This is a genomic window from Vibrio zhanjiangensis, assembly GCF_030161235.1.
Classification (GTDB): domain Bacteria; phylum Pseudomonadota; class Gammaproteobacteria; order Enterobacterales; family Vibrionaceae; genus Vibrio; species Vibrio zhanjiangensis.
On the sequence record NZ_BSPW01000059.1, the window covers coordinates 1 to 14,087 of the forward strand.

The window sequence follows — 14,087 nt, forward strand, 5'->3', positions numbered from 1 at the left end:
AACGGCAGGATCAAGTGATCGGAATAAACCGAAACGAGCGATCGCAATCACCGAAATACGCACGTAGAATCAAGAAAGTGATTAAGGTGCTCTCGCCAGTATTGCTAAAAGGCTATGGAAGCCGTGATTACTTCACAATAGGCCAGGTGCAGACGAATGCTAATTCGCTTTGCAAACGCCAGCAAGAGATCGCTTTTGCTTTGTTTGCTGATCCCAAAGATTTGGACTTAGACATCGCCCCTTCACTCAATTTGCTTCGCAATACTATCTCGCACGATTTTTTTATGGCAAATGATTTTAATGCCCGTGATGTTCTGAATCTAACAGCTAGCGGAGGTTGGAAAGGTGGTCGTATGGATGATGATATGTCACACCGGTTTGGGATGCACAGCCGCTACTAAAAATAGCAATGGTCGAATGGTAATAATCTTAGGTCTTGCTCTTGCCTACTTTTGTCATTTGCAGGAGTCATACCGTAAGGATGTATTCAACGGTTAAAGTAGCTTTGCTAAGTGATTTTCATTTGGGAACCCTATGCAGACCTATGATTTTGGGCAAATTAAGAAATAAAATGAAAAAAACATATCTATCGTACCAATATCGTGTATAGTGTACACAGCTCGTATGGTGAGCTATGAATAACTTATTTAGTTCAAGACCTTCTCAGTTGTCTTTTGATTTGATTCGTCATCTCTATTCTGCGATACCTTTTTCTTCATTCCTTATTTAGTAGCTCATGGTAGCTTGCTTATTAACTTAATTAATTTATCGAGATACATATGTCAAATAAAGCAACTGGCTCAGTAAAATGGTTTAACGAAACTAAAGGCTTTGGATTTATCACTCCAGATAGCGGTAGTGCGGATCTTTTTGTTCACTTTAGATCAATTAGCAGCACAGGTTTCAAAACTCTATCTGAAGGTCAAAAAGTTTCCTTCAATGTGGAGCAGGGTGGTAAAGGCCCACAAGCAGCTGACGTAACTGTGCTGTAAGAATTTTAGCGAGATCTTCCATGCTGTAATGGTGAGATCTCGCCTGTAAAACACTTTAAGGAGTGAAATGAATAGAAAAAATAATCGGAAATTATATTGGTATTACGTTTTGCGTGAGCAAAAAATACCTAAAGAGAAAATGAATTGTACCAAATAGAATATTACCTTCATCACAACAAAATCTCTTGGTCAGCGACCATAAATCAGTTAAATAGTGACGTGCTAAAGCGTCATATCCTCCCTAGAGCCAATACCAGCTTCCTTGATTTGAATTTTTCATTTTGTGAGTCAGAAAGTACGGGTGAAATAAAAAATTCACAGGGTACGGTCTTGGGTACTTTTTATCTCTCATCAGCAAAAGGAGGCTAGGTTTGAAGAAAGTAACGGCTAAAAAATCGAAATCAGTCAATATTGAAAATATCCCCAATGATGATCGCAAAGAAAATATCCACAAAGTAAGAAAAAAGATTGAGGATATCCTCTTAGAGCGCGAACAGAAAAAATTGTGGGACTTGTAAAGTCGATATGAGAAAGTCCGTAAAATCAATAAATTAGCCTTGCAGAACAATGGTTAGTAAACAACTTATACAAATTCCTCTCTACGCAATATCCATGTGGGTAGAATTTTCAATAGACGATAATGCATTTAATGGTTTCTAGTTTATTTCTTCGGTTGGACTGATATGCCTACTGGCATTTAGCCAATTGATACGTGCCTTTCTTTGGATGGGAGAGATTGACAGGTAAATTCAGGAAAAATCTCGTGAAGTTGATGGTTTAGTGAGAATAATCATTGTTACCCGAAATTTAATTTCTTTCCCAATATGAAACCACAATTATTCCATGCAGCAAAAATAGCCCAAATTGAGAGCTCGGCGAAAGCTGAAGGCTCAACGAGGCCAATGAGTATTAAAAAATGTGTTAACGTTTCCGATAACCCAAACTCCAAAGCCCAAAAACTTATCGGGCGATTCAATCGTCAGCCAGTGGGTAAACCAATTGAAAACATCAAGCTAGAGGCTGAGGTATCCAACCCGCTAGACAAAACAAAGCAACAAGCAGAAAGACGCGCTGCTCACTTAATTGCAGACACATTCAAAGCATATAAACAAAGAAAACAAGCCAAGGTTGTGAACGAGCTTGGTATAAAAACACTAACCAATTCTAAAGCGAGTAGAAGCTATTTTTATGATCAAAAAGGTCAGTTTCTAAGTCGTACACCAGATAACTTCCACAAAGGTGGAAAAGGTGGTTTTAAACAGCTTGTGCGAAGGGATGACAAGTTTGTTCAACTTCATATTCATAGATTAGATGAAGATCTTAACCAGCTAAGTTACAACCAGTTAGCGCATGGCACGTTACGAGGCTTCGAATCCATATGCAAGGCACAGTACGTCAATCCGACGACTATGATTGCACGCAATGGAGGAAAGGAAGTAGCTTCTCTTATTGAGGAAGGGAAATCCGTTAAGCCTCAGGCATTTAAGACTTTGCTAAGCGAGCTAAAACGCTTGCACAGTCAATCTATTTATTTCCACGATATTAAGCCTGAGAATCTTACATTCGACGATAAAGTAGTTCGACATATTGATGTTGAGAACCTTGAGGCTCCGGGCTACAACACAACGGATGATGGCGTAGTATGTTCGCCGTATTATGTTACTCAGTATCTTTTGAACGACATAATGCATGGCAGTAAGAAGGATCATGCGAGTCGGAGTCATGATAACTACGCGGTACTTAAGTCGATGATTGAAGCGACGAACGGCTATTTTTTTGATGTCAAGAACAGAGATGACGAAGCGTCGCCAATACCCGTATTTGGGATGGCGAAAAAGGATTTGGAATCTGCAAAAGACTGGATTAAGGACAATATTTTGCCGCAATGGCAAGCTGAAGCTGAAAAGTTACTCAAGTGTCCGGGATCTCAAGCTGGGTCAGTCGTAGTTTTTGATATGATGGATTGGGCTTCAATAGAAAAAAAGGATAGGGCTTTATAATTCCCAGTTTGCCATAAAATTAGATAAGGCCAAGCGAGCAAGAGATGATACTGGCCTAAGCGTTATACACGTGTCTTATTTTATTTGGTTTTTCCATTTGATTCGCGATGTTTAAGTTTGTAATTGATAATAATTATCATTTTAATAGATTTAAACAATTGGATTTTGAACCGTAAATTGCCTCATATAGGAGTATTAATCACGGTTAACTTATATGAGGTAAGTTAAATGTTGCAGGCAATTTCCAATAATTCAGTCCAGTATCAGGCAACAAATATACTACGAGGTAAGGCAAATAGTTTTAGCTGGATGGTGATGTTCGGTCCTGCTTTGATTGCTGCTGTGGCTTATGTTGACCCTGGTAATTTTGCGACAAATATTGAGGCTGGAGCACGTTATGGTTATGCATTGCTATGGGTGGTGCTAGCCGCGAATCTGATGGCAATGTTAATTCAGGGGATGTCTGCCAGACTAGGCGTAGCAACCGGAAAGAATTTGGCTGAAATAATACGGGATCGCTACCCAAAACCTGTAGTCTGGTTTTACTGGATACAGGCAGAAGTTGTCGCTATAGCCACTGATTTAGCTGAGTTTTTAGGAGCGGCTCTGGCGTTTAAACTTCTGTTTGATATTCCTATGATCTATGGTGCACTTTTAACGGGAGTGATTACCTATTTGGCACTGCTGACTCAACGGCTTGGTTTCCGTTTAATGGAAATTGTTATTGGTGCCATGATTTTGGCCATTGCGAGTGGGTTTGCGATTGAACTTCTGTTAAGCCGACCTGATATGGCCAGTTTAACGAAAGGGATGTTTGTTCCCGAATTCCCTGATAGCTACGCAGTTTATCTGGCATCGGGTATCCTGGGCGCAACCATTATGCCTCATGTGATTTATCTGCACTCTGCGTTGGCAACAGACAGGATTAAGGTATCCAATAACCAAGAGAAAAAAACCATTGCTAGATTTTACCGTTTGGATGTGATTGTGGGTATGGCACTAGCAGGGATTGTCAACTTAGCATTGCTCGCATTAGCAGCCTCAGTATTTCACTCTAACGGTTATCATGATGTTGCGACAATATCTGAGAGCTATCAGCTACTTGCACCATTAATGGGCAGTAAAATGGCCAGTATTGTGTTTGGTGTTGGGTTGCTATTGGCGGGATTATCTTCATCAATTGTTGGTACTATGTCTGGACAAGTATTAATGCAAGGCTTTGTTCGCTTTACTATTCCAATAGGTGTTCGCCGTCTGATTACTATGATTCCTGCTCTGGCTGTCATTATGCTGGGAGTTGATGAGCAAAAAGCATTGGTAGCGAGTCAGGTCGTATTGAGTTTTGGTATCCCCTTTGCTCTTGTCCCATTACTTGCTTTTACTGCACGCCGAACCATCATGGGGGATATGGCAAACAGTAAATCGCTAACTTGGGTAGGGAGCTTGATTTGTAGCTTAATCATAGGGCTAAATATCTATGTTATTTACTACACCATCGTATCTTAACGTCTACTTTATCTGCCATGTTTGCGCAAACACAAATATTTAGGGACATATATCTAAAATCTTAAATAACAGATACAAAAAATCCCAGCATGGGCTGAGATTTTCTCAAATTTGGTGGGTCCGGGCGAACTCGAATCGCCGACCCCCGCCATGTCAAGGCGGTACTCTAACCAACTGAGCTACGGACCCAAATTTTTGTTCTTTGCATATTTATGCTTTAAGGAGTGGTGGGTCCGGGCGAACTCGAATCGCCGACCCCTACCATGTCAAGACTGTCTGCATTGCACTATAAGTGTTTGTATTTAAAGTTTTTGTTGTTTTATTTGCTATCATTTCTGTATTCATTTTAGAACAAATGAGGGCAATTAAATCAATGAGTTACAGATGAGTTTTGGAACCAATTTAAGCTAGTACCACTCGATTTTTCATCCAACCATAGACAAAGGTTTCGTTCTTTTCTCGAGCTTCAGAAATGTCTAAATAACGCGCTCCTTGGGATGCGTTTAGTGACTTCCACAGTACTATCTCTCCTTCATGGCCACGCTTTGATAAAAACGCTTTTAGCGCTTGGATAGTAGCTGGTCCTATATGGCCATCAACTATTAAGTCTGAGTAATAGGCTTGTTTGTTGTTATAAACGTTGAGCCAACGTTGTAGGAACTTAGCAGCAATACTTTGTCCCATATTTACGCCAGTATCGATAACCTCTTCACCAATAATTGCGCTTACAGAATGTATTTCGTCAAATTTAACCCGTTGCACGTATTCATTTAGGTAGAGTGAATAAGCTATATCTGGTGTTAGGTTATCCATTGAGCCATTGTAGCCTAATCGACGAGCCGCAGTTTCTGTTATGCCGTAAGTGGTATCTCCACCCAGGTCATCAACGTGGTTTGATCTGAACCCTTCCTTTTCCATAGCCTCCAGAATGATTTCACTGATAGTTCTTGAGTTAGGTATACACATAGCGTTCTCCTTTGGCTGCTATGTGCATTCTTATCTTGCTGAACAACTCTTAAGAGGGCGTTCTTTAAGGTGCCGACATACTAATGTGGGTTCACTGATCCCATATAAAGAACGCCCGTCATAAAAAGGCGCTTGACTCCCTAATTGCTCTGTCCCCCGCACCCCCTTAAAGAATATGGGCGCTCAGGTAGGGTTCTGAGCATGGAAAATAAGATGGTGGCTTGGGTCTGTTTTGTCAATTCTGGCGTCACGCATACTTAGTCAAAACCTATGAATATATGGAGTGCCTTTCTTCATCCCTGATTTTTACTGGTTTTGTAATAAATTTTCGCCCATGGATTAGTCTATTTTTTCCATGTGTTCACTTTGTTTTTCCATGGATTAATAAATTGATGGTTTTTGCGCTGCTCTTCTTTCTTTTCTTTCTTTATTTAATAAAAAGAGAGAGATAGAGAACAAGAAAGAAGGAAATCAGCAAAGATTGGTATCCATAGGTTAATTTCTGTGTTCATTTTTTATCCCATGTGTTTTTTATGTTCCATAAGTTTTTCCATGGGTTATTTAAAGCCCTCCACATAGGTTAAAGCCTTATGGATACTGGTTTTATTGAGTTCTCAACCTGCAAGCCCATAGGTCCATGGATTTATCTGCCCCTGACCAAGAAATAAAACAAAATACTGCTGAATCTGATTTAGTTGATCTGTTTCTTACATGGAAGCAGGAAAATGAAAACTGCAGTACTCGAACCATCAGTAAGTATCGTGGCCTACTAAAGAAATTTGGTGGGTACATAGATAACGATTTTGGTGCTGCTGAGCTGAAAATATTGGAACAGTTTTCCGGCGGTTGGCTACATCGAGCAGGTTACTCGGCCGCATCAAGAAAAGTAGCGGTTGCTGCTTTACGAGGCTTTTATTCTTTCCTAGCTAAACGACATTTCATTGATAAAAACCCCGCAGTTGGATTGGTTTACCCGAAGATTGGACGAAAGCTACCTAGATTTATGGGACTAAAGAATGCTGAATCGCTGTTATTACAGCCTGACCTAGATTCTTTATCAGGACTTAGAGATAGCGCTATGCTAGCTTTACTTATTGGATGTGGTTTTCGTGTCGCTGGTCTCTGTGGGTTAAACGAGTCTCAGCTTATTTGGTATCAGTACGGTGAAGTGGAACGTCTGGCTATAAGAATATTAGAGAAAGGAGAACGTGAGCGGCTTGTACCAGTGCCTCTTGAAGCAATGCTTTTAGTCCAGGCATATCTTGGCCATCATGACTTAAAAAACATTGACCGCTTACTTGAAAGTGGTGACCAGGTTTTGTTTGTGAATATGCGCAATCGTCACGTTCCTGAATGGGAGCATCGAGGAGAACTACGTCGCTTATCTTGCCGAACGATTGATAGGATGATTAAGAAATATGCTATTTCTGCTGGAGTTCCTGAAGATCAGGCACACGCGCACGCAATGCGCCATTTATTTGGTACTGAATTGGCTGAGTCCGATTCTTCAACCCTACAAATTCAGGCTTTGATGGGGCATGCCGACCCGAAAACGTCTGGAATATACACTCATATCGCGATGCGTAAAATGACTCATGTTCTCGATAAAGGTAACCCATTAAGCAAAATGGATACACCAGTTACGGCACTTCTAAACGAATTCAAGAAGGGCAAATTGATGTGAAGCTAAGACCGTTGCATGATTGGGTCGTTATTAAGCGTGACAAGCCAGATGAAAGTTTGCTTTGGGTTCCGGATAAGCCTGTGAATCGAGGTACCGTTACAGCTATAGGGCCAAAAGTTAAAGAGATTAGTGTTGGCCATCAAGTTCAATTCAATCCTTATTCAGGGTTAGAAGTCGCATGTAATGGTCAAACCTGGGTATTTATTAATGAAGCAGAGATATCGTTCATTGATTATGGGGGTGTTTAATTACCCCCCGTTAGTTATATTAGTTTGGCTCCACTCCTGAACCGTTGCAGTGCTGACATTGAATCGGTTCAGAAGGACAACCTTCTTCTTCCCACTCTTGTTGTGTACGTACAGTCGCTTTACCTACTCCAGACCCACCACATATGTGGCAAACTTCATTTTCTTCATCCATCTGTCTTTCCTTGAATTTGTTGATAGCTTTGCTTAGTTAGTACCAATTCAATCTTAGAATATTTGAGAGCGCTACACAGACTTTCTTACTGCACTTTAACGTCTTAGAACTTATATAACCTGTCTTTAACATTATTTCTAAACTCAGTTATAATGGATGTTGACGGACGATTGTGAGAGCTATGAGAACTCACTTTCGAAACGAACAAACCCGTCTATGTGATACACGTCACTAGCTGCACATACTAACAGAATGCGCAGCTCATCAACTTACTGTGGTGCTCGAGCCTTTGTGTTTACTGGAACCAGTTTTCATGAAGGATTAGAGAATGCGCAGCTTAATTTCAAAATATCTAGATGTACTTAAGGATCATCAAGTCACTGCTCATGGGGTGGGGGCTCGGCATAGAGATTTACCCTCGCCGATAGAGGGGGGTAGGTACCTAAATAACTACACCAAATTAGAACTTTCATTAAGTGAACGTGAATTAGAAAAAGCGTTTAGCTGCTTATCTCTTCCTAGCCATTGGACAGAAATTCAGAACCATATCGGTACATTAAAGTTTTTAGAACTGTGGCGAGGGTTAGAAGAGGTCCGTACTGGCCATCGTTTGCGCATCCAAGTTTGTAAGTTGAAGGACAAACATCTGCAGATGACCACAGACGAGTTTGAGCTTTGGCTTGATAGTAAGCGTTTATCTAAGGCATGGTTTGAAGTCTACTATTTGACATCTCCGGAACAGTATCGCTTTATTTGGAAAACTCTTTACGACGTTGCCTTTTATCCAGGAAGAGGAACGCTGCGAGTTTACGTTCCTCTTTTAAATACTTGGAATACGCATTTAAAACACATCCTAATGTTCAGTCTTCTGAATGCAGGCGTGCCTAAGCACAAAGTTTCACAACACCTTTTATTCTGGACTGGGCAGACAGCGTCCCAATCACGCATCAACTTAGCTTCAAAGATGATTACTGATTTGAATCCCTCCAATCAAAATCAAAAATCAGGCGAAATGGCATTATGAACGAGCATAAACAGCCAAAGTCTATGATTACATTCAAGTGCACCTCTTGTGATTACACATTCAAGAGCGAAGCATCACGCATAGAAGAAGAACCAACCCGAGCTCATCCATATCGGTATTTCGCTATTTGCGACAGTTGTCAGCGCGAAGTACAGCAAGTGCCTTGGGAGGTAGGTCAGTTTTGTGCGGTTCTTTCGGCTACGGGTCCTAAAACTCAAGAGGGAAAAGCCAAGTCTTCTGCTAATTTAAAGTCTGTTAGTGATAGAGGTATTAGCCGCTTCAATGCGTTAAAACATGGCGCAAACGCAAAAACTGCTTTGTTTTTTCCTGCTAGACCAGGTAAATATCCTCAATGTGCGACATGTGATGTCGACCATGTTTACTGCGCGATTCAGCCAGCTTGTATAAAGCGTACTGAATTAATGATGCAGCATTTGATTGCATTTCAGTCGAATGATCCTACTAAGCTCACTGAAATGCACGCCATTAACCAAGCGAACATGGCAGCAATATTTCAGGACATGATGCAAACCATAGTCTCTGACGGTGTTGCGCTGAGGAACCCCGTTTATGACTTTGATAAAGAGGGTGGTTTTCATATTGGTCAGTACAAAAATGAGCAAGGAAACCTTGAGACGATTGAAGAAGTAAAAGCGCACCCATTGTTGAAGCCAATGCTTGAGATGTTAAGCAAAAACAATCTGTCGATGTCGGATTTAAACATGACTCCTAAAGTTCAGGTTGATCAAGGCTTAGAGATGGGACGAACTCTAGAAAATGAAGATGAAAGAGAGTCTGCCCTTGAGTATCAACGCCAGATGAAAGAACAGATGTCAGGCTTGCGGGAGATGATAGCCAACTCCCGTAAGCGAATTCGAAATGACGATATTCTGATAGAGCACAATCAGGAACATATGGCGGAAGACGCTGATTATATCGATGGAGAAGTCGATAATGGTTGAACGTATATCTTCAAAGGAGCGGATTGAAATTCAAAGCCGAGCCGAACGGGAGATTCAGCGTTACGCAGGCAACCATGGGATGTGGCATAAGCACGTTCATAATGTTGAGTTGGATCCAATGCAGCTGCTCAAAATGGAGGAGATGGACCAAAATCTCAATACCGTTGATAACAGTTGTCGCCGAACGGGTAAAACTGCCGTTAAAGAAATGTACTTGCTCGAGCACAATGCCATTCATTGTGACCAAGAAGGCGGTATTGTTGCCCCGCGAGAAGCGCAGTCTCTAGTCAACCTCAGTTATCACCTAGATGCGATTCGCCGCTCTGACATCTTGAGTGGCTATGTAGCTTATAAGCAAGGCCGAAAACAGCTGGCTGATACCTATTACGAGTTTGCTAATCGTTCAAAGGCTCGAGCTTACGGCATCATGGCTAACGTGGATGGTGGTGATTTGACTTGGGCATCCTTGGAAGAAGTAGATGACCTCGACTCAGATCGCTTATATGGCCGTTTCCTGCTAATGATGGGTTCAAGCAGGCGACTTGGAGCGAGCAAATCAGCGATCAACAATCCCCAGATTCGAATTACTGGCGTCTTTAAAGGTGCCGATGTGCTCAGCGGGATGATTGATTCTGGCGAGTACCACTGTTTGCCAACTGTGGACTGTTATTTAGGAATAGAACTTGGAATTCTCAATGAAGAATTCATTATGTCGATGCGAAAACAGCTACCTGAAGATGAGTACATCCGTCAGCTGTTGTGTATTAATGTCGCAGCTAAGAACCTCATTTGGGAAAAGTACATCCGATATGCAATTCAAGTGGGTGCCAAGGTTGGATTAGAGCCTTCTGAACCAGACCCATTCACTTTTTACAAAAAGCGCGGCGTGCTCGCATTTGGATATGATCATACGGGCCACGGTGAAAACTTAGCCTCTTCTCGTTCCTCGCTAGTCGTTGAAGAACAAGTGGGTAACTTTTCTATCGTCATCTTCGCTAAAACTTGGCACCCAAGCACAGACGAGAGCGTTATTAGAAAAGATATCGTGGGATTCTGGCGCTATTTCAGACCCGACTATGCAATAGGCGATGCCTTTGGAATAGGGTTAATAACGCAGGTTAACGATGATCTATTTGCTGAGGGTTTAACGCAAATAGACCGTCGTGCAATTGGTGATGGTGAGAGTACTGCATCTACTTGGCCAGAATGGGCTTTTTCACCATTACGATTTGAAGGCATGGCCAAACACCAAATGGCGCAATCACTTCGAAGCGCCTATCACAATCGTCAAATGGTGCTGCCTTATGTTGATGATAGGGAAGCTGACCCAGTTGTAGAGGACTATGTCAATTTACCTAGGCAAATTAAAAACATCAAACCTTCTCCTGTGAAAGCGGGGAGTTATAGCAGTTATCAAATGGTGAAAAAATCGATTGGAGATGATCTTTTTGATGCACATATGGCAAGCCATTGGGCTCTAGTAACACAAGGAGCAGCTCCCGTACCAAGTATTATCACCATCAACCATAAGACCCGCGATCAACTCTTGGGCGCACCAAGTAGCCTAGATTTATTAAGGAACTTAACATGAGCCGAATTAAAAACGCATGGCTAGCAATTAGAGGTAGAGCTCTACCTTCTGCGCCTAATACTTCAGGGAATCATCAGGGTGAGAAAACCACAGAGAAAGGTCACATTGCGGACCCTGAACGCTCGGTACAGTATTTGTATGAACAAATGCAGATAGACCCTAACCTTAGAGCTTCAATTGTTATGCTCCGTCATATGGACCGTATCGACCCTAGGGTAAAAAAAATTCATCGTCGTATTGCTAGAGATGCGACTAAAGGCGGACTGAAACTGCACTGGATAGGCAAAGAAAGCGCCAGAGTTAACAAGCTTTGGCAGCAGTTTATGTTAAGACTGCAACTTAACAACCGTAGCAAACTGATGAGTGATGCATCGGGTTTGGCCAAAGAAGGAAATTTACCATTGCAGTGGGTGGTGAACGAACTACGCCAGGTAACTAGCTCTATCCGCATGCCAACAGAAACCATTATACCTATCGTTGACCAGTCAGGTCGGTTCAAGAACGTGAAACAAGCATTCCGCCAGGTGGACCCGCTCACTTATCAGGAGTTGTGCACATTCCCGCTATGGCAACTTACCGTTAGTCGATTAGACCCGGACAATTATGATGATATGGGATGCATGGGCAGACCCTATCTAGATGCATCACGAAGCATCTGGCAAAAGCTTATTATGACGGAAGAGGATCTTGTCATTAGGCGCCGTACTCGAGCGCCGCAAAAATTAGCTCACTCGCTAGATGGCGCCGATAAAACAGCACTGGATGAATATAGAGAGCGTGTTGAAGGGCAGTCGGGAGAAATTGCGACAGATTTTTATGGGAATAAGCTAACGGTGAGTGCAGTCGGTGGTGATGCTAACATGGAGCAAATAGCGGATATCACTTTACTGGTAGATGCTTTCTTTTCTGGGGCTCCTGCGCCAAAAGGGTTATTTGGTTACGTTGATGGTTTAGCCCGGGATGTACTGGAAGATTTAAAACGTGACTACTATGAAGAAATCGATGCTCTGCAAGATGCCTTGGCTTATGCCTATGAAAACGGTTTTAAGTTACAGCTTTTACTGGCCGGATTAAATCCCGATTCTTTCCAGTTCCAAATTCAGTTTGTGGAACGCATGACAGACAGTAAGAACCAACGCGCAGACCTGGCATTGAAATATCAGGCGCTTGGTATGCCACGTAAACTTTCTTGGGAATCTGCAGGAGTAGACGTGCAACGTGCCGAAGCTATGCGAGAAGAAGAAGCTAACAGCAAAGACCCATATCCTGAGCATAACGAGATGGAAAACGAAGAAGACGAAAAGCCAAAGCCGCAAGTCAGCATTACCCCAAATAATCAGCCGAAAGGCGAAAGCGCCACTTCTATCAGCAACGGATAAATGCAATGGCCGATAACCAACGGACTCAAATTAAGGCAACTATTCGTCGTGCTATGAAAACTGCACAAAGCGCGACGAATGAACTTGATGCTCAGGCTATGAAAGAGCTGACAGTATTGTATCGTTCTGCGCTGGTAGAAATTCAGCAATTAGTCACTAATTCTGCCGATGAAATTGGGACGGTTCGTCTTTCCCAGTTGCAAGTGTTAACTAGGCAAATCGAAGATATTCTTATGCAAATCAGTCAAACTCAATCACATATGATTGAGGGATATATTGTTGAAGCAGCTAAGAACGGCGGTAATACGTTCTCTACCAGTATTCCGGTTGAGAGGGTATCGCAGTCCATTGACTCTGCGGTATTAGCGGTGCGGACGATGAAACAGAAAGATGGCTTACAACTTAGTGATCGCCTTTGGCGTGTACACCAAAATGCAAAAGAGCAGCTAATTCAAGTGGTAGAACGTGCTGTTATTTTGGGTAACTCCGCAACTGATGCCGCGCAAGAGTTTCAACAAAGGGCAGAAGCGGTACCACTCAATATTACACAACAAATGAATATGGCGAGCGGGTCAGCGATAAACAAAAAATTGAAAGATGCATTGATCGATGATCAAGGTGCCCCATACCACCAAATTAAGCGAGTAATGCGCACTGAAATAAACCGTGCTCATGGAGTGGCGTTCCAGAACTCGGCATTTGAAGATGAGTTTGTTGTGGGTACCAAGTTCAAACTGAGTCCTAATCATCCGAAAAGAGATATCTGCGATATGCACGCCAAAGCAAATTTATATGGGCTAGGAAAAGGGGTTTATCCTCGCGGTAAAAGCCCATGGCCAGCACACCCCAATACACTTAGCTATGAGCAAGTGGTGTTTGTTGATGAGGTATCAAATGAAGATAGAACTGGGCAAACCAATCACCTAGATTGGCTTAAGAGCCAGAGTAAAGAGTTACAGAAAGCAATACTTGGCCACGATAAGAAAGTTTCAGCACTTCACCATGGGCATTTGAACAAGAGAATGATTGCAACGCCGTGGAAACACCTAGAGCCAGCATTGAAACGAAAGGGGGTTGACACATCAAGCTTGTGAATAACTTGCCCCCTGTTTTTCACGTATAGATAGATATAATGGCTACGTCAGTGATATTAAAAAGGCAAAGTGCCAATAGCTAGGAGCCAACAATAATGAATACTGCTACCACCTATCAGTCACAAGCTATCTGCCAGAACCAGAAGGTAATTGAAGTTACCTGTATTTGTGGCCATCGAATCTGTGACAGTGAGGGGATCATTCGTTCTCGCTGTGTGAAGATAATCGAAGGCGAGGCCTTATGTCGCTGTAAACGCTGGGTGAAGGTACCGATAGGAACGAAGTAAAAAATGAAACCCAGCATCGTCGCTGGGCCGTAGTCATTTTTGTATGTGTACCATATCTTTATAAAATTCATTGAACGGAACATTTATTAAGATATAGCCATCTCCCTCTAAATTATGGATATAAACCCGAGTTGTTACCTCATCATCTGGAAATGCGTGAGTAACATAATCCAAGTTAATAG

Annotated in this window: 15 protein-coding genes and 1 tRNA gene; 13 read left to right on the plus strand and 3 right to left on the minus strand. The window is 42.2% G+C overall.

From position 1 onward, the window contains the following. Window positions 1–23: 23 nt before the first annotated feature. The 5 genes from QQK21_RS13555 (at window position 24) to QQK21_RS13575 (ending at window position 4,498) form a co-directional block, all read left to right on the plus strand. Window positions 24–401, plus strand: a complete 378-nt coding sequence (locus QQK21_RS13555) for a DUF6559 family protein (protein ID WP_284192792.1) — start codon at window positions 24–26, stop codon at window positions 399–401. A 378-nt stretch (window positions 402–779) separates the two neighbouring features. Beyond that, complete coding sequence (cspE, locus tag QQK21_RS13560) at window positions 780–992, plus strand: transcription antiterminator/RNA stability regulator CspE (protein ID WP_284192725.1); 213 nt, start codon at window positions 780–782, stop codon at window positions 990–992. Window positions 993–1,363: 371 nt separating this feature from the next. Continuing rightward, window positions 1,364–1,510, plus strand: coding sequence for a hypothetical protein (locus QQK21_RS13565; protein WP_284192726.1), 147 nt, complete (start codon window positions 1,364–1,366; stop codon window positions 1,508–1,510). 384 nt (window positions 1,511–1,894) lie between these two features. Continuing rightward, a complete protein-coding gene (locus tag QQK21_RS13570) occupies window positions 1,895–2,992 on the plus strand; it encodes a protein kinase family protein (protein WP_284192727.1) in 1,098 nt (365 codons plus the stop codon). 228 nt (window positions 2,993–3,220) lie between these two features. Beyond that, window positions 3,221–4,498 (plus strand): Nramp family divalent metal transporter, encoded by a 1,278-nt coding sequence (locus tag QQK21_RS13575; RefSeq protein ID WP_284192728.1) that lies wholly within the window; start codon window positions 3,221–3,223, stop codon window positions 4,496–4,498. Between the two features lie 112 nt (window positions 4,499–4,610). Here the strand turns inward: QQK21_RS13575 and QQK21_RS13580 are convergent. Together QQK21_RS13580 and QQK21_RS13585 are read right to left on the minus strand one after the other, a co-directional pair. Next, a tRNA-Val gene (locus QQK21_RS13580) sits at window positions 4,611–4,687 on the minus strand. Between the two features lie 213 nt (window positions 4,688–4,900). Beyond that, the gene (locus QQK21_RS13585; protein ID WP_284192729.1) at window positions 4,901–5,464 is read right to left on the minus strand and encodes a glycoside hydrolase family 108 protein; all 564 of its coding nucleotides are present in this window, start codon (window positions 5,462–5,464) and stop codon (window positions 4,901–4,903) included. 637 nt (window positions 5,465–6,101) lie between these two features. Here QQK21_RS13585 and QQK21_RS13590 point away from each other — a divergent pair. Both QQK21_RS13590 and QQK21_RS13595 read left to right on the plus strand, forming a co-directional pair. Next, window positions 6,102–7,148: a tyrosine-type recombinase/integrase gene (locus tag QQK21_RS13590; protein ID WP_284192730.1), complete on the plus strand. Its 1,047-nt coding sequence runs from the start codon at window positions 6,102–6,104 to the stop codon at window positions 7,146–7,148. Continuing rightward, on the plus strand, window positions 7,145–7,396 hold the full coding sequence (locus QQK21_RS13595) for a co-chaperone GroES (RefSeq protein WP_284192731.1): 252 nt from the start codon (window positions 7,145–7,147) through the stop codon (window positions 7,394–7,396). The genes QQK21_RS13590 and QQK21_RS13595 overlap by 4 nt, the downstream gene beginning before the upstream one ends. A gap of 19 nt (window positions 7,397–7,415) precedes the next feature. On the opposite strand, the gene QQK21_RS13600 is transcribed toward QQK21_RS13595, so the two are convergent. Then, window positions 7,416–7,568 carry a hypothetical protein gene (locus QQK21_RS13600; RefSeq protein WP_284192732.1) on the minus strand — a complete coding sequence of 51 codons (153 nt, stop codon included), beginning with the start codon at window positions 7,566–7,568 and terminating at the stop codon, window positions 7,416–7,418. Window positions 7,569–7,896: 328 nt separating this feature from the next. Between QQK21_RS13600 and QQK21_RS13605 the strand changes: the two genes are divergently transcribed. From QQK21_RS13605 to QQK21_RS13630, 6 genes are all read left to right on the plus strand, one after another. Further along, window positions 7,897–8,592 carry a hypothetical protein gene (locus QQK21_RS13605; RefSeq protein ID WP_284192733.1) on the plus strand — a complete coding sequence of 232 codons (696 nt, stop codon included), beginning with the start codon at window positions 7,897–7,899 and terminating at the stop codon, window positions 8,590–8,592. Continuing rightward, a complete protein-coding gene (locus QQK21_RS13610; protein ID WP_284192734.1) occupies window positions 8,589–9,554 on the plus strand; it encodes a hypothetical protein in 966 nt (321 codons plus the stop codon). Before QQK21_RS13605 ends, QQK21_RS13610 begins: the two co-directional genes overlap by 4 nt. Then, on the plus strand, window positions 9,547–11,145 hold the full coding sequence (locus tag QQK21_RS13615) for a hypothetical protein (RefSeq protein ID WP_284192735.1): 1,599 nt from the start codon (window positions 9,547–9,549) through the stop codon (window positions 11,143–11,145). The genes QQK21_RS13610 and QQK21_RS13615 overlap by 8 nt, the downstream gene beginning before the upstream one ends. Next, the gene (locus QQK21_RS13620) at window positions 11,142–12,524 is read left to right on the plus strand and encodes a hypothetical protein (protein ID WP_284192736.1); all 1,383 of its coding nucleotides are present in this window, start codon (window positions 11,142–11,144) and stop codon (window positions 12,522–12,524) included. Before QQK21_RS13615 ends, QQK21_RS13620 begins: the two co-directional genes overlap by 4 nt. 5 nt (window positions 12,525–12,529) lie before the next feature. Next, entirely contained in the window at window positions 12,530–13,618 is a 1,089-nt protein-coding gene (locus QQK21_RS13625; protein ID WP_284192737.1) for a hypothetical protein, read from the plus strand. A gap of 95 nt (window positions 13,619–13,713) precedes the next feature. Continuing rightward, a complete protein-coding gene (locus QQK21_RS13630) occupies window positions 13,714–13,905 on the plus strand; it encodes a hypothetical protein (protein ID WP_284192738.1) in 192 nt (63 codons plus the stop codon). Window positions 13,906–14,087: the final 182 nt, after the last annotated feature.